Annotated in this window: 12 protein-coding genes; all 12 read left to right on the top strand. The window is 34.6% G+C overall.

The annotated features are described in order from the left end of the window. Positions 1–285: 285 nt before the first annotated feature. Positions 286–1,572, top strand: a complete 1,287-nt coding sequence (locus ACJJVO_RS10455) for a c-type cytochrome (RefSeq protein WP_405576936.1) — start codon at positions 286–288, stop codon at positions 1,570–1,572. Between the two features lie 147 nt (positions 1,573–1,719). Continuing rightward, positions 1,720–4,998 carry a TAT-variant-translocated molybdopterin oxidoreductase gene (locus tag ACJJVO_RS10450; RefSeq protein WP_405573744.1) on the top strand — a complete coding sequence of 1,093 codons (3,279 nt, stop codon included), beginning with the start codon at positions 1,720–1,722 and terminating at the stop codon, positions 4,996–4,998. Positions 4,999–5,023: 25 nt separating this feature from the next. Next, positions 5,024–6,772 (top strand): NrfD/PsrC family molybdoenzyme membrane anchor subunit, encoded by a 1,749-nt coding sequence (nrfD, locus tag ACJJVO_RS10445; protein ID WP_405573741.1) that lies wholly within the window; start codon positions 5,024–5,026, stop codon positions 6,770–6,772. A gap of 8 nt (positions 6,773–6,780) precedes the next feature. Continuing rightward, entirely contained in the window at positions 6,781–7,320 is a 540-nt protein-coding gene (locus tag ACJJVO_RS10440) for a DUF3341 domain-containing protein (RefSeq protein WP_405573738.1), read from the top strand. Between the two features lies 1 nt (position 7,321). Beyond that, the gene (locus tag ACJJVO_RS10435) at positions 7,322–7,882 is read left to right on the top strand and encodes a c-type cytochrome (protein ID WP_405573735.1); all 561 of its coding nucleotides are present in this window, start codon (positions 7,322–7,324) and stop codon (positions 7,880–7,882) included. Between the two features lie 22 nt (positions 7,883–7,904). Beyond that, complete coding sequence (locus tag ACJJVO_RS10430; RefSeq protein ID WP_405573732.1) at positions 7,905–9,284, top strand: quinol:cytochrome C oxidoreductase; 1,380 nt, start codon at positions 7,905–7,907, stop codon at positions 9,282–9,284. Between the two features lie 23 nt (positions 9,285–9,307). Further along, on the top strand, positions 9,308–10,366 hold the full coding sequence (locus tag ACJJVO_RS10425) for a cytochrome c oxidase subunit II (RefSeq protein ID WP_405573729.1): 1,059 nt from the start codon (positions 9,308–9,310) through the stop codon (positions 10,364–10,366). Positions 10,367–10,401: 35 nt separating this feature from the next. Then, positions 10,402–12,198 (top strand): cbb3-type cytochrome c oxidase subunit I, encoded by a 1,797-nt coding sequence (locus tag ACJJVO_RS10420; protein ID WP_405573727.1) that lies wholly within the window; start codon positions 10,402–10,404, stop codon positions 12,196–12,198. Positions 12,199–12,370: 172 nt separating this feature from the next. Next, positions 12,371–13,393, top strand: coding sequence for a Holliday junction branch migration DNA helicase RuvB (ruvB, locus tag ACJJVO_RS10415; protein WP_405573724.1), 1,023 nt, complete (start codon positions 12,371–12,373; stop codon positions 13,391–13,393). A 9-nt stretch (positions 13,394–13,402) separates the two neighbouring features. Next, on the top strand, positions 13,403–14,737 hold the full coding sequence (locus tag ACJJVO_RS10410; RefSeq protein ID WP_405573722.1) for a cytochrome P450: 1,335 nt from the start codon (positions 13,403–13,405) through the stop codon (positions 14,735–14,737). Continuing rightward, positions 14,737–15,663, top strand: a complete 927-nt coding sequence (queG, locus tag ACJJVO_RS10405; RefSeq protein WP_405573720.1) for a tRNA epoxyqueuosine(34) reductase QueG — start codon at positions 14,737–14,739, stop codon at positions 15,661–15,663. Before ACJJVO_RS10410 ends, queG begins: the two co-directional genes overlap by 1 nt. Positions 15,664–15,873: 210 nt before the next feature. Then, positions 15,874–18,156, top strand: a complete 2,283-nt coding sequence (locus tag ACJJVO_RS10400) for an NADP-dependent malic enzyme (protein ID WP_405573718.1) — start codon at positions 15,874–15,876, stop codon at positions 18,154–18,156. Positions 18,157–18,176: the final 20 nt, after the last annotated feature.

The raw sequence follows: 18,176 nt of genomic DNA, 5'->3' as shown, positions 1-18,176 counted from the left end.
CAGCAAAGGTAGAGTTTTCACGGAAACATGTATACTTTTTTTTTCGCTGTGTGTAATGGTGTAATCAATTGCGCTTCAAGCGGTCTATATAAGTGGAACGATTATTCATGTATAAAATTTGAAAACCCATTATTTAGAATTGGTATAAATTATATATTAACAGTTCTCTAAGATTTTCAAAATCCACTTTAAATGTTACTTTTGCCAGAGTTTTTATAAAGATCTTTTTTCAAGTTTTTAATGAAAAAACCGTACCAAAGTTTAGAAGATAATCCAACTAATAATATGAAACAGGTGATTTACTGTAGTTTAACCTCAAAGATATACCGTCTTTGTCTTGTTCTATTGCTTACGTTTTCAACCTCACTTATAGCTCAAGAAGGTGATCCAGTTAATGGGAAGTCACTTTATAACTCTAATTGTGCAGCTTGTCATAAATTAGATAAGGCAATGACAGGTCCAGCTTTACGTAACATTGAGGCTAGATTAGCTGATGAGCAAGGTTTAGATAGAGAATGGCTTAGTGCTTGGATAAGAAATAGTTCTGCGCTTATCAAGTCTGGTGATGCGTATGCAAACAAAGTATTTAACGATAATAATGGAATTGCTATGACGGCATTTCCTCAGTTAAGTGATCAGAATATTTCTGATATCTTGGCGTATACTGCTGAAGAGAAAAAAGAGCCTGTTGTTGCGCCGAGTGCTGCAGCAGATGCTGGTGCTCAACAAGGAGGTGTTTCAAATGATTTAATACTTGGAGCGTTAGCTGTACTGTTTGGATTATTGGCAATGGCTTTAGTTTTAGTGAAGCGTACGTTAGATCGTTTTGCTGATGCTAAAGGGATAGATGTTGCGGGTCAGTCAAAAAGAACACCATTATGGAAAGCGTTTGCTCAAAATCAATTTTTGGTTTTAGTAACTGCAATTGTCTTTTTGTTGGCTAGTGGTTATTTTGTGTATGGCTATTTTATGCAAGTTGGTATAGATCAAGGTTACGAACCTGTTCAGCCAATACATTATTCGCATAGAATCCATGCAGGTGATAATGGTATTGATTGTAAATACTGTCACTCTTCTGCTAGGGTAAGTAAAACTTCTGGTATTCCTTCTTTGAATGTTTGTATGAATTGTCATAAATCAATTTCAGAGGTAGCTCCAGAAACACTAGCTGAAGGAACTGAATATGGTGTAGATTACAATGCTGAAATTCAAAAATTATACGAAGCAGTAGGATGGGACGGTACTGGTTATACTGGTGATTCTAAACCTGTAAAGTGGATTAGAATACATAATCTGCCTGACTTTGCTTATTTTAATCACTCACAACACGTTGTAGTTGGTGGTATAGAATGTCAGACTTGTCACGGTCCTGTTGAGGAAATGGAAATCATGTATCAACATGCGCCATTAACTATGGGTTGGTGTATTAACTGTCACAGAGAAACAGATGTAAAAGTTAAGGATAATGCTTATTATACTAAAATTCACGAAGAACTGTCTAAGAAATACGGTGTTGATAAATTAACCGTAGCACAAATGGGTGGTTTAGAATGTGGTAAGTGTCACTACTAATAATAGTGTTAGAGTATATCATCCTGTAAAGTAGTAATCTCATTGTAGATAAAAGTAAATAATAAAAAAATACGATTGACCAATTACGAAGGAAGAGTATAGATAAAGAGTCGTAAATTGTAAATCAAAAAATTATAAATAAACACTATGTCATCAAACAAGAAATACTGGAAAAGTGTTGAAGAGCTAAACGAAAACAGCTCTATTGTTGAGGCGCTTCAACAAAATGAGTTTGTGGAAGAAATTCCAACTGATGAGTTTTTAGGAGATAAAGATTCGTTAGAGTCTTCATCAACTTCGCGTCGTGATTTCTTAAAATACGTTGGTTTTAGTACAGCTGCGGCTTCGTTAGCAGCATGTGAGGGACCAGTGATTAAATCTATACCGTATATTGTTCAGCCAACTGAAATTGTTCCAGGTGTGGCTAACTATTATGCAACAACAATTGCAGATGGTTTTGATTTCGCTAGTGTTTTAGTAAAAACAAGAGAAGGGCGTCCTATTAAAATTGAGAATAACACTGATGCTGGCACAAACGGAGTGGCTAACGCTAGAGTTAATGCTTCAGTTTTAGGATTATATGATAGCCTTAGAGTAAAGACGCCTATGAAAAGTGGCTCTTCTATCTCTTGGGAGACGTTTATGTCTGAAACATCATCAAAATTAAATGGACTAAATGGTAAAGCGATTGTATTGTTAACGCAATCTATGCCAAGTCCATCTACTAATAGATTAGTTGCTGAATTCAAAGCTAAATACGGTAATGTTAGTCATGTAGCTTACGATGCTGTTTCAGAATCTGCAACATTAGACGCATACCAAGCTAAGTATGGAACTAGAGGAATGGCAAATTATGATTTCTCTAAGGCAATGACAATTGTTTCTGTTGGAGCTGATTTCTTAGGAGATTGGCAAGGTGGAGGTTTTGATTCTGCTTATGCTCAAAAACGTATTCCAGATCATGGTAAGATGTCTAGGCATATTCAGTTTGAATCTAATATGTCATTATCGGGTGCTAACGCAGATAAACGTGTTCCATTAACTCCAAGTCAACAAAAATTAGCTTTAGCTAAATTATATAGTAGTATTACTGGTAATTCAGTGGGAAGTATTAATCTTCCTGAAGGATTAGCTAGTGCTGTTCAATCTGCGGCTAATGAATTGAGTAAGGCAGGTAGTAATGGTGTTGTTGTTACAGGTATACAAGATGTTAACGCACAAACTACAGTTTTAGAGATCAATGAGTTTTTAAGAAGTAAAGCTTTTGATCCAAAGACTACTATAAAAACTAGACAAGGTAATAATAAAGCAGTTACTCAATTAGTAGCTGACATGAAAGCAGGGAAAGTTGGTGCCATCATAATGAATGGTGTTAATCCAATGTATACTTTACCTAATGCTTCGGACTTTAAGGAAGGCTTGTCTAAAACAGAATTATCTGTGGCGTTCTCTATGAAACAAGATGAGACGTCAACAAACTGTCAATATATAGCAGCTGCTCCTCATTACTTAGAATCTTGGGGTGATGTTGAATTGAAATCTGGTCATTATTCAATGATGCAGCCTACAATTAGACCTTTATTTGATACTAAACAATTTCAAGAAGTATTAATGGGTTGGACTAACAAGTCTGGTTCATATAGAGATTATTTAAAATCAGTTTGGACACAAGATATATTAAATGGTTCTTCATTTAATAAAGCTGTTCAAGATGGTGTTTTTGTAATGCCTGCTTATAGAAGTATCGCTAGTTCAACTGGATCTTCTTCAACAATTGAAACAACTTCAACTGAATTAAAAGATAAGAAAGACAGAACCTTTTTAGGTGGTGTTATTCATGATGTTGCAGTTGGTGTTGGAATCAAAGATGAAGACAAAAACGAATACGTATCAAGTACAACGTCTACCACTGTTAGTAATGGCACGGTAAGTGGTGCTGGTGCAGTTTCTGCATTATCTGGAGGTGAAGCGGCAAGAGCATTAGCTAAAACTACTGTGGCTAGTGGTATGGAATTGTCACTTTACACTAAAACTGGAATGGGTGATGGACAACAAGCTAACAACCCATGGTTACAAGAATTCCCAGATCCAATAACTAGAACAACTTGGGATAATTATTTAACCCTTTCTCAAGCAGATGCTGATAGATTAGATATAAAAAATTGGAACGTAGCTAATGGTGGTTTAAATGGTAGTTATGCTAAGGTTTCAGTTAATGGAGCTGATGCGATAACTGTACCGGTAATTATTCAACCAGGTCAAGCAAAAGGTTCTGCTGGATTGTCTTTTGGTTTTGGTAGAACATCTAAAGCTTTAAAGGAAGAAATGAAAACGGGTGTGAATGCTTATCCGTTATATCAAAACTTTAGTTCAGTACAAGATGTTACTATTGAAAAGGCTTCTGGTGAACACGAGTTTGCTTGTGTACAGTTGCATAATACTTTAATGGGTCGTGGAGATATCATTAAGGAAACCAATCTAGAAATTTTTAATACTAAGTCTAAAGAACACTGGAATGCAATTCCTGTTGTTTCTCTTAACCATGTAGAAACTCCTGTAACTTCTCCAGATGTAGATTTATGGGATGAATTTGATAGATCTATCGGTCATCATTTTAATTTATCAATAGACTTAAACGCTTGTACAGGTTGTGGTGCATGTGTTATTGCATGTCATGCGGAAAATAACGTTCCTGTAGTTGGTAAGTCTGAAATGAGACGTAGTAGAGATATGCACTGGTTGCGTATTGATAGATATTACTCTCATCAAGATACATTTGAAGCAGATGATGCTAAGAAAGATGGTTTTTCTGGCTTATTTGGTGATAATGGTTCTTTAGGAGGCTTTGGTGAGATGGAAAATCCTGCTGATAATCCTCAAGTAGCATTTCAGCCAGTAATGTGTCAGCATTGTAATCATGCACCTTGTGAAACGGTTTGTCCTGTAGCTGCTACAGCACATGGTCGTCAAGGTCAGAATCACATGGCTTATAACCGTTGTGTAGGTACTAGATATTGTGCAAATAACTGTCCTTATAAAGTGCGTCGATTTAACTGGTTCTTATATAATAAGAATGATGAATTCGATTACTATATGAATGATGATTTAGGTCGTATGGTCTTAAATCCAGATGTTGTAGTACGTTCTCGTGGAGTTATGGAAAAGTGTTCTATGTGTATTCAAAAAACACAGAAAACAATTCTTGATGCTAAACGTGATGGACGCGAAGTTAAAGATGGTGAATTCCAAACTGCATGTTCTGCAGCTTGTGGAAATGGTGCAATGGTATTTGGTGATGTTAATGACAAGCACAGTAAAATTACAGAATTAAAAGAAGATGATCGAATGTATCACTTGTTAGAACACGTTGGGACAAAACCAAACGTTATCTATCAGACAAAAGTGAGAAACACATCAAAAGCATAATAATTAAAGAAACAAGTATATAATTATGGCGTCTCATTACGAAGCACCTATTAGAAGACCTTTAGTTACTGGAGAAAAATCGTATCACGATGTTACAGTAGATGTAGCAAGACCAGTGGAAGGCAAAGCCAACAGAGCATGGTGGATTGTTTTCAGCATTGCTTTAGTAGCATTTCTTTGGGGAATAGGTTGTATTATTTATACCGTATCAACTGGTATTGGAGTTTGGGGTCTTAATAAGACCGTAAACTGGGCTTGGGATATTACTAACTTCGTTTGGTGGGTTGGTATTGGTCACGCAGGAACATTAATTTCTGCGGTACTATTATTATTCCGTCAAAAATGGAGAATGGCAATTAACCGTTCTGCGGAAGCCATGACTATTTTCTCAGTAGTACAAGCAGGTTTATTTCCAATTATTCACATGGGTCGTCCATGGTTAGCGTATTGGGTTTTACCTATTCCAAATCAATTTGGATCATTATGGGTAAACTTTAACTCACCGTTGCTATGGGATGTATTTGCAATTTCTACGTACTTATCTGTATCATTAGTTTTCTGGTGGACAGGTTTATTACCAGATTTTGCGATGTTAAGAGATAGAGCTGTTAGACCTTTTCAAAAGAAAATTTATTCTTTAGTAAGTTTCGGTTGGTCTGGTCGTGCAAAAGATTGGCAACGTTTTGAAGAAGTATCTTTAGTACTTGCTGGTTTAGCAACACCTTTAGTACTTTCTGTACACACTATTGTATCATTTGATTTCGCTACATCGGTAATTCCAGGTTGGCATACAACTATTTTTCCACCTTACTTTGTTGCTGGTGCAGTATTTTCTGGTTTTGCTATGGTGAACACGCTTCTTATTATTATGAGAAAAGTGTGTAATCTTGAGGATTATATTACAGTACAACACATAGAATTAATGAACATTGTAATTATGATTACTGGTTCTATAGTTGGTGTGGCATATATTACAGAGTTGTTTATAGCTTGGTATTCTGGAGTAGAATATGAACAATATGCATTCTTAAACAGAGCTACTGGACCTTATTGGTGGGCTTATTGGGCAATGATGTCTTGTAACGTTTTCTCACCTCAATTTATGTGGTTCAAGAAATTGAGAACGAGTATTATGTTTTCATTCTTTATATCAATTGTAGTAAACATTGGTATGTGGTTTGAACGATTTGTAATTATCGTGACGTCATTACATAGAGATTATTTACCATCGTCTTGGTCTATGTTCTCACCAACGTTTGTAGATATCGGAATCTTTATTGGAACAATAGGTTTCTTCTTTGTGTTATTCTTGTTGTACTCTCGTACATTCCCTGTAATTGCACAAGCAGAAGTTAAAACAATTTTAAAATCATCTGGTGAACGTTACAAGAATATTAGAGAACGTGGTGATAGTTTAGTAGGTACAGGTGCTGACGCAAGAACATCTAATTTAGGCGCAACTGCTGTAACATCAACTAAATCAGTTATAGAAAATACTCCATCTGATGATAATACTACTAAAGTAACTGATCTTATAGGAACTATTGGTGCTTTTGATGCTGCTACAGGAACTGCAGATGATTTAAAGAAAGTTAATGGTATAGGTCCTAAAATGGAAGAGGTATTGAATAGTATAGGTATTTATACATTCCTTCAGGTAAGTAAGATGACGAAAAAAGAATATGACTTGTTAGATTCAATTACAGGTTCTTTCCCTGGAAGAGCAGAAAGAGATGATTGGTCAGGACAAGCTAAAAATTTATTAAACAACTAATATAGTCTATGGAAGCTTCGAAAGTAATTCATGCTATTTATACAGATGATGATGTATTAATGTCTGCCGTTAAAACGGTAAGAGCGGAAAAACATCACATTGAAGAGATATATACACCTTTTCCGGTTCATGGACTAGACAAGGCAATGGGTTTAGCACCTACACGTTTAGCTATTACAGCATTTATTTATGGTTGTATTGGTATTACAGTGGCTACTGTAATGATGAATTTTATAATGATTAAAGATTGGCCACAAGATATTGGTGGTAAACCAAGTTTTAGTTATTTAGAAAACTTACCAGCATTTGTACCAATTATGTTTGAGCTTACGGTATTTTTTGCGGCGCATTTAATGGTTATTACGTTTTACTTAAGAAGTAGAATGTGGCCATTTAAGAAGGCTGAAAATCCAGATCCAAGAACTACAGATGACCATTTTTTAATGGAAATCGCAGTTCATAATAATGAAGAATCACTTACTAATCTGTTGAAAAATACAGGGGCAGTTGAGATAAATATTGTTGATAAAGATGAAGACGCACATTAATATGAAGATAGTCACAAAATATATCGTAGTATTAGTCATATTGGTAGGATTTACTTCTTGCCAAAAGAACTCAAGACCTAACTATCAATACATGCCAAACATGTATGAATCTGTTGGTTATGAAGCCTATCAAGAATCAGATGCATTTGGTAATGGTGTTGAAGCACAACTACCAGCCGAAGGTTCAATACCAAGAGGTGATTTTATGCCTTTTGAAATAGAGAATACAAATGATGGTTATGCTTTTGCAAAATCTAATTTACAAAGCCCTTTAGATTCTTTACAAGTTAACTACGAGGAAGGAAAGGTTTTATATGATATTTATTGTGGTATTTGTCATGGAACAAAAGGAGATGGTAAAGGTAAATTAGTACAACGTGAAAAGATCTTAGGTGTACCTGCTTACAGTGATGCAGGAAGAGCTATTACAACGGGAAGTATTTATCATGTCATTTATTATGGTAAAAATACAATGGGTTCTTATGCTAACCAATTGAACGAAAACGAACGTTGGCAAGTTGTTGCTTATGTTGAGAAGCTTAAAGCAGATTTAGAAAAGTAAGATTTAGATAAAGATTATATAAATGGAATATAAAATTTCAAATCGATTAAAAATGGGTGCTATTATTATGATAGTACTTGGTGCACTTGGTGTTGCTTATGGATTCTATGATTCAAATGGATATACTGAAGCAAACATTACAGAGCGTTTAGCTGAAGAACACCATGGCCATGGAGATACTCATGCTGAAGAAGCTCCTACCGATTCTCATGGTGAAGCTGCTTTACATGTAGAAGATAATCATGGTGAAGAAGCTCATGGAACTTCTCATGCTGAGGAAGGTCATGGCATGAGTCATGAAGAACATGTATTACACCAAATACACAATAGACCATGGTCTGCTTTATATATTGCAGCTTTCTTTTTCTTTATGATCGCTTTAGGTGTATTAGCATTTTATGCGGTACAATATGTGTCTCAAGCAGGATGGTCTCCAGTATTGTTTAGAGTTATGGAGGGTATAACATATTATGTTTTACCAGGAGGTATTATTGTATTGTTAATTGCATTTTTTGCTGATAGCCATTTATTTGTATGGCTAACTGATGGTATGACTACTGAGGGCAGTGAAAATTATGATGCATTAGTAGCTGGTAAATCAGGATGGTTAAACAAACCTGGATTTTTTATAAGAGGTTTTATTTTCTTAGCAGGTTGGTCACTATACCGTTATTTCTCTAGAAAATTTTCTTTAGCTCAAGATAGTGCAAATGATAACCGTAATTTTAAAAAGAACTTCAGAATTTCAGCAGGATTCTTAGTATTCTTTATGTATACTGAATCTATGATGTCTTGGGATTGGATTATGAGTGTAGATCCACACTGGTTTAGTACATTATTTGGATGGTATTTATTAGCTGGTATGCTTGTTTGTGGTATTACTGTAATTGCTATGATTACTATATATCTTAAGTCTAAAGGCTTATTAGAGCATGTAAATGATAGTCATATTCATGATTTAGCTAAATTTATGTTTGGATTTAGTGTTTTCTGGACGTACCTATGGTTTTCTCAATTCATGCTTATTTGGTATTCAAATATTCCAGAAGAAGTAACCTATTTTATAACACGTATAGAAGATTATAACTTACCTTTCTTTGGTATGATAGCTATGAATTTTATATTCCCACTATTATTATTAATGAACAGTGATTTCAAACGTGTAAACTGGTTTGTAATAATGGCAGGAGTTGTAATACTTTGTGGTCATTATGTAGATATTTTCAATATGATTATGCCTGCAACTGTAGGAGACAGATGGTTTATTGGAATTCCAGAGATTGGATCAATTTTATTATTTGGTGGAATATTTTTGTTTGTAGTTTTTACAGCGCTAAGCAAACATCCATTATTGGCAAAAAGAAGCCCATTCATTGAGGAAAGTAAACATTTCCATTATTAATATAAAAAAGAACAGAAACTATAATGACTGCTTTATTAACGATTATAATTGTACTCTTTGTTGCTGTTGCCTTATGGCAAATGGTAAAGATTTTTGATTTGGCTCAAGTTGGCACAACTACTAGTCAAGTTGCTGATGACCATGATAACAAAATCAATGGTTATTTAATGATAGGATTTTTAATCTTTATCTATTTAATAACAATTTTAAGTTTTTGGTACTTAGGAGATTTACCATTAATGTCTAATTCTGCATCAGAACATGGTGTTGAAGTAGATAACCTTATGATTATCTCTATGGTCGTTATTTTTATAGTACAAACACTTACGCAATTTGTCCTTCATTATTTTGCTTATAAATACAAAGGAGAAAAAGGGAAAAAAGCTTTGTTCTATGCAGATAACACAACTTTAGAGTTTATTTGGACGGTTATACCAGTAATTGTTTTAGCTGGTTTAATTATATATGGCTTATTCACTTGGAATGATATCATGAATATCGATGAAGATGAAGATCCAATGGTAGTGGAGTTGTATGCGCAACAATTTAACTGGAAAGCACGCTACAGTGGTGCTGATAATGTTTTAGGTAAAGCTAACGTTAGATTAATTGATATTGATCGTGCTAATGTTTTAGGTGTTGATGAAGATGATCCTAATGCTCAGGATGATGTTATTGTAACTGAACTCCATTTACCTGTAGGACAACCAGTAGTATTTAAAATGCGTTCTCAAGATGTTTTACACTCGGCTTATATGCCGCACTTTAGAGCACAAATGAACTGTGTGCCAGGTATGGTTACTCAATTTGCGTTTACACCGACGATCACAACAGCTGATATGCGTGAAAATGAAGATATGGTTGAGAAAGTAAAAAATATTAATGCTCTAAGAACAGAACGTAAAGCTGAGATTGAAGAATCTGGACAAGAGTTGGTTTACGAGTTTGATTATTTACTTTTATGTAACAAAATTTGTGGTACTTCTCATTACAATATGCAAATGAAGATTATTGTTGAAACACAAGAAGAGTTTGATGCATGGATGAAAGAACAAAAAACCTTCCCAAATTCATTAAATTAATATAATTTTTTTAAAGAAATAGATAATTATAGATTATGTCAGCAACTATAGATACACACGGTCACGAAGAAGATCACGACGTACATCATCATAAAGAAACTTTTATTACTAAATACATATTTAGTATAGATCATAAAATGATTGCTAAACAGTACTTAATTACTGGTACTATAATGGGAGTTATAGGTGTTTTAATGTCTATAATGTTCCGTATGCAAATCGCTTGGCCAGAAAAGCCTAATCTTTTGTTTGAAGCTTTATTAGGTAAGTGGGCACCAGATGGTGTTATGGACGCTGATATATATTTGGCTTTAGTAACAATTCATGGTACAATAATGGTATTCTTTGTACTAACCGCAGGATTGAGTGGTACATTTAGTAATCTATTAATTCCACTACAAATTGGTGCTAGAGATATGGCTTCAGGATTCCTTAATATGGTGTCTTATTGGTTATTCTTTTTATCTAGTATTATAATGGTTTGCTCTTTATTTGTTGAAGCTGGTCCGGCAGCAGCAGGTTGGACAATATATCCTCCGTTATCTGCATTGCCAATGGCATCAGGAGGTTCTGGTTTGGGTATGACTATGTGGTTAGTATCTATGGCTATATTTATCGCATCATCTTTATTAGGTTCGTTAAATTATATCGTTACGGTAATTAACTTACGTACTAAAGGTATGTCTATGACAAGATTACCACTTACAATATGGGCATTTTTCGTAACTGCAGTAATTGGTGTGGTTTCATTTCCAGTATTATTATCAGCTTGTTTATTATTAATCATGGATAGAAGTTTCGGAACATCATTCTTCTTATCAGATATTTTTATTCAAGGCGAAGTATTACACTACCAAGGTGGATCTCCGGTGTTATTTGAGCACTTATTTTGGTTCTTAGGTCACCCTGAAGTATATATTGTAATATTACCTGCTATGGGATTAGTGTCTGAGATAATGGCATCAAACTCACGTAAACCAATCTTTGGTTATCGTGCAATGATTGCCTCAATTTTAGCGATTGCATTTTTATCTACGATAGTTTGGGGTCACCATATGTTTATTTCAGGTATGAATCCTTTCTTAGGATCTGTATTTACATTTACAACATTATTAATTGCTATTCCTTCTGCGGTAAAAGCCTTCAACTGGATAACTACCATTTGGAAAGGAAATCTACAGATGAATCCAGCAATGCTATTTTCAATTGGTTTTGTGTCTACCTTTATTACTGGTGGTTTAACAGGAATTATTTTAGGTGATAGTGCTTTAGATATCAATGTTCATGATACTTATTTTGTAATTGCGCATTTCCACTTAGTAATGGGTATATCTGCTCTTTATGGTATGTTTGCAGGTATTTACCATTGGTATCCTAAAATGTTTGGTCGTATGATGAATAAGAATTTAGGTTATTTACATTTTTGGATAACGGCTATTTGTGCTTATGGAGTATTCTTTCCAATGCACTTTATAGGTATGGCAGGTTTACCAAGACGTTATTATACTAATTCTAATTTTCCATTATTTGACGATTTAGCAAATGCAAATGTTATTATTACTTTATTTGCTATAATTGGTGGTATTGCACAGATTGTGTATTTATATAACTTCTTTTCTAGTATGTTCTTTGGAAAGAAAGCAGAACAAAATCCTTGGAGATCTACAACATTAGAATGGACAACTCCTGTTAAACATATTCATGGTAACTGGCCAGGAGCTATTCCTCACGTTTACCGTTGGTCTTATGATTATAGTAAGCCAGGACATGATGTAGATTTTGTACCACAAAATGTTCCTTTAAAAGAAGGAGAAGAAGAATTACAACATTAAGAGTTTTCCTTTTAAAAAAGGAATCTCATAATAAGCTATAAAAGACCTTTGGATTGATAAAATTCCAAAGGTCTTTTTCGTTATATTTGTTTTGACTACTTTGTCATACTGAATTTATTTCAGAATAAATAACACATAACTTAATGAGATTCCCGTTTTCACGGGAAATGCTATGAATGAAAATCTAAATCCAAATAACGATAATTTCACACCTGAAGAAATTGATGTTGAAAAGAAATTAAGACCTTTAACATTCGAAGATTTTACAGGTCAAGATCAAGTATTAGAAAATTTACTTGTTTTTGTTCAAGCTGCTAATTTAAGATCAGAAGCTTTAGATCATACGTTGTTTCACGGACCTCCTGGTTTAGGAAAAACAACTTTAGCTCATATTTTAGCTAATGAGTTAGAAGTTGGTATTAAAGTAACATCAGGACCAGTTTTAGACAAGCCAGGAGATTTAGCTGGTTTACTTACTAATCTCGATGAACGTGATGTTCTTTTTATTGATGAAATTCATCGTTTAAGTCCAATTGTAGAAGAGTATTTGTACTCAGCAATGGAGGATTATAAGATTGATATCATGATTGAATCTGGCCCAAATGCTAGAACTGTTCAACTTAACTTAAATCCATTTACACTAATTGGTGCTACTACGCGTTCAGGATTGCTTACCGCTCCTATGAGAGCTCGTTTTGGAATTCAAAGTCGTTTACAATATTATAAAACAGAATTGCTAACTACTATTGTACAACGTAGTGCGTCTATATTAAATATGCCAATTTCTATGGAAGCAGCTATAGAAATTGCTGGTAGAAGTAGAGGAACACCTCGTATTGCTAATGCTTTGTTACGACGTGTTAGAGATTTTGCACAAATAAAAGGTAACGGTAAAATTGATATTGCTATCGCAAAATTTGCTTTAAAAGCATTGAATGTAGATGCCTATGGATTGGATGAAATGGATAACAAAATCCTAATAACTATAATTGATAAGTTCAAAGGAGGACCTGTAGGTATTAGCACTATTGCAACAGCAGTTAGCGAAAGTACAGAAACCATAGAAGAAGTTTATGAACCCTTTTTAATTCAACAAGGCTTCATTATGCGGACTCCTCGTGGACGTGAAGTTACAGAGCAAGCTTATAAACATCTAGGTAAGATAAAAGGACCAACCCAAGGAGGTTTGTTCTAACTTAATCATATGAGTTTAAAACAAAACATACCCACTGTTCCTTTAAGTCGATTTATTAAACATTCGTTAGAAATTTTAAAAAATCCATTACCATTTCATCATCAAAATTTTGAAGAACAAGGAGATGTTTTTAAGTTGAAAATAGGATTGAAAAATAGCGTCGTTTTTATTCGTGATGCCGCATTTGCCGAATATGTACTTCAAAAAAACCAGAAGAATTATACCAAGTCTAAGATACAAACCGAAGATTTGGTTAAGTATGTTGGTAAAGGCTTGCTCACCTCCGAAGGAGAGCATTGGAAAAAACAGCGCAAACTCATTCAACCTGCTTTTCATAAAAAGCAATTAGCAAACCTTTTAGAAAGTATTAAAAGTGCGATTCTTTTAGAATATGATAGCATCACTCCTAATGAAGTGATTGATATATTTCCTGTTTTAAACGATTTAGCATTTCAAACGGTTGTGAAATCTTTATTCAGTAGTGCCGCAAATCAAGAGGATATTAATCGCCTTCAATATATCACTGAACAAGCTCAAAAAATGTTGGTAAAAGAATTGCGACAACCATATTTGGGTTGGTGGTTTAATTTAAGTGGTGAAATTAAAGCACATATTGAACTAACAAATGAAGCACGTCAAATATTAAAACGTATTGTTAACCAGCGAAGAACTTCAAACATAAAAGAAGATGATTTGTTAGATATGCTTTTAGAAGCTAGATACGATGATGGTAATGCCATGGAAGAAGAACAGCTTATCGATGAAATCCTAATTCTATTTACTGCAGGTCACGAAACCACGTCAAATGCACTTACATTTACGATGCAATTATTAGCATTGCATCCAGAATGGCAAGATAACATTTATGATGAACGTGTGGCATTAAAAAGTGAAAGCGATGACTTAATGGATTTGGTAACAAAATCTAAAGTTTGCCAACAAGTTTTAGAAGAAGCCATGCGATTGTATCCGCCAGCGTATTTTATAGATCGGGTTAATAAGGAACCAGATACTTTTAATGAGATGGATTTTGAGGCAGGTTCTAATTTACTGTTTTCCGTGTATGAAATACACCGTCATTCTAAACTATGGGAACAACCTAACACGTTTTTACCAGCACGTTTTAATGAAGGTAGCCGAAAATTCTCGTCACAATATTTTCCGTTTGGAGCAGGTCCACGGAAATGCATAGGTAATAATTTTGCCATGTTCGAAATGATTATCGCCGTTTCAGAATTGGTTTCAAGCTATAAAATGTATCCTGAGTTTAATACCATTGATATTACGCCTTTGATTACTTTAAAACCAAAGAATGCATTTTTAAAGTTTGAAAAAAGAAATTAGTGATAAACAACACTTCCAAATACAGCAAAATCATTAAAGCCGAAGCTAAACGCCTTGGCTTTTTGTCTTGTGGTATTAGTAAAGCCGGATTTTTGGAAGAAGAAGCACCACGATTAGAGGCTTATTTAAATAAGAATATGAATGGTGAAATGCGTTATATGGAAAACCATTTCGATAAGCGTTTAAATCCAACCTTACTTGTTGAAGGTTCAAAAAGTGTGGTGTCTTTATTATTGAATTATTATCCATCAGAAGTTCAGAAAGAAGACACGTATAAATTGTCTAAATATGCTTATGGCAATGACTACCATCACGTGATAAAACATAAGCTAAAATCACTATTGTATTTTATTCAAGATGAAATAGGAGAGGTTGGTGGACGTGCCTTTGTAGATTCTGCGCCTGTGCTAGATAAAGCTTGGGCAGCGAAATCGGGTTTGGGATGGATTGGGAAGCACTCTAATTTATTAACCCAACAAGTGGGCTCGTTTTATTTTATAGCCGAATTAATCATAGATTTAGAGTTAGAATACGATTACGCAACAACGGATCATTGCGGAACATGTGCAGCATGTATTGACGCTTGCCCAACAGAAGCCATTACAGAACCTTATGTAGTTGATGGTAGCAAGTGTATTTCGTATTTCACCATTGAACTCAAAGAAAATATACCAACAGAATTTAAGGGTAAGTTTGATGATTGGATGTTTGGTTGCGATATCTGCCAAGACGTCTGTCCTTGGAATCGGTTTTCTAAACCACATAATGAACCTTTATTTAATCCACACCCTGAACTGTTGGATATGACCAAAAAAGATTGGCAAGAAATTACAGAAGACACCTTTAAAAAAGTGTTTCAGAAATCGGCTGTAAAACGGACGAAATTTTCTGGTTTAGAACGGAATATTGAGTTTTTAAAGGATTAATGATTTTACTTAAAAGTAAAGCTCATGGAATATTTTAAAATAAAATTATTCTTAAAGGTTTTGAGACTATGACAATGCTATCCTAAGAAGATCTTAGTTTTAAGTACTTATGCATGGCAATGATTACTAAACACTAGAATTTTTTAGATCATATGTTTTTTATAACAAACATTCAAAATCATTATCTTTACGTCTTATTTCATTTAGATTATGAGCAAGCAAAGCAAACGAATAGAAGCCTTAGTATATCACGCAAAGCCAACTCCTGGTAAAATAAAAGTAGTTCCAACTAAAAAGTATGCCTCTCAGCGCGATTTATCGTTGGCATATTCTCCAGGTGTTGCAGAACCTTGTTTAGAAATTGCAAAAGAGGTAGAGAATGTTTATAAGTACACAGCCAAAGGTAATTTGGTTGCAGTTATATCTAATGGAACCGCAGTTTTAGGTTTGGGTAATATTGGGCCAGAAGCCTCTAAACCAGTTATGGAAGGTAAAGGGTTACTCTTTAAGATATTTGCAGATATTGATGTGTTTGATATTGAAGTTGATACCGAAGATGTAGATGCATTTATAGCTACGGTAAAAAATATTGCACCCACATTTGGAGGTATAAATCTTGAAGATATTAAAGCACCTGAAGCTTTTGAAATTGAACGTCGTTTAAAGGAAGAATTAGACATTCCTGTAATGCATGACGATCAACATGGAACAGCTATTATTTCAGCAGCGGCATTAATTAATGCTTTAGAGATAGCAGGTAAAAAGATTGAAGAAGTTAAGATTGTAGTTAGTGGAGCAGGTGCTGCAGCCATTTCTTGTACACGCTTATACCAATCTTGTGGTGCTAACCGCAAGAATATAGTAATGCTTGATAGTAGAGGTGTTATAAGAGATGATAGAACTGATTTAACCTCTCAAAAAGCTGAATTTGCTACGCATCGTAAAATAGATACTTTAGACGAAGCTATGAGAAATGCAGATGTATTTGTAGGCTTGTCTCAACCCGATATTGTAACTCCAGATATGCTATTGTCTATGTCTGCAAACCCTATTGTGTTTGCTATGGCAAATCCTAATCCTGAAGTTAACTATCAAGTTGCCATAGATACAAGAGATGATATTATTATGGCAACAGGTCGTAGCGATCATCCTAATCAAGTAAACAATGTGCTTGGTTTCCCTTTTATTTTTAGAGGAGCATTAGATGTGAGAGCGACAAAAATTAACGAAGCCATGAAAATGGCTGCCGTAAAAGCCTTGTCTGAATTAGCAAAACAACCAGTGCCAGAACAAGTAAATATAGCGTATTCAGAAACGCGTCTAACTTTTGGTAAAGATTATATTATTCCTAAACCTTTTGATCCAAGATTGATTGCAGAAGTTCCTCCTGCTGTAGCAAAAGCAGCAATGGAAAGTGGAGTTGCTAAAGAACCTATTGAAGATTGGGATCGCTATAAGAATTCTTTATTAGAGCGTTTAGGTAACGACAATAAGTTAGTCCGCATGCTTTTAAGTAGAGCTAAGACCAATCCCAAAAGTGTGGTTTTTGCAGAAGCAGATCAACTAGATGTACTAAAAGCGGCACAAATTGCTTATGATGAAGGTGTGGCATATCCTATTTTATTAGGTCGTAAAGAAGCCATTCTTGCCTTAATGGAAGAAATTGAATTCGATGCAGATGTTCCAATAATTGACCCAAAATCAGATGAGGAAACTGATCGTAAAAACCGGTATGCTAAAGCCTATTGGAAAAAACGTAAACGCCAAGGAGTGACTATATATTCTGCTGAAAAAATAATGCGCGAGCGTAATTATTTTGCAGCCATGATGGTAAATGTTGGTGATGCAGATGCGCTAATTACAGGTTATTCACGTAATTATCCGTCTGTAGTAAAGCCAATGTTAGAATTAATTGGTATGGCAGATGGCATCTCTAGAGTAGCCACAACTAATGTTATGATGACCCAACGTGGTCCAATGTTTTTAAGTGATACCTCAATTAATATTGATCCTACAGCCAAAGATTTAGCGAAGATTGCAAGAATGACTTCTAAAGTAGCTAAGATGTTTGGTATTGAACCTGTAACTGCAATGATTTCTTATTCTAATTTTGGTTCTTCAGAAAATCCTAGAGCAGAGAAGGTTAGAGAAGCTGTGTCTTATTTACATAAGGGATATCCTGAAATGATTGTTGACGGTGAATTACAAACAGATTTTGCACTTAATTCAAAATTATTACAAGATATTTTTCCATTTTCAAAGTTAGCTGGTCGAAAAGTGAACACGCTTATTTTTCCTAATTTGGATGCAGCAAATATTACGTATAAGTTATTGAAAGAATTAAATAAGACTGAATCTATTGGGCCAATTATGATGGGAATGCGCAAACCTGTGCATATTCTACAATTAGGTTCTAGTGTAGACGAAATTGTAAATATGACGGCAATTTCTGTTATTGATGCGCAAGAACGAGAGCGTAAACAGCAGAGTTAGTGATTTTCTTAGTGTTTATC

The organism is Winogradskyella sp. Asnod2-B02-A, assembly GCF_045063645.1.
Lineage (GTDB): Bacteria > Bacteroidota > Bacteroidia > Flavobacteriales > Flavobacteriaceae > Winogradskyella.
The sequence above is the reverse complement of the archived record's forward strand: the minus strand, read 5'-3'. Positions and strand labels throughout refer to the sequence as shown.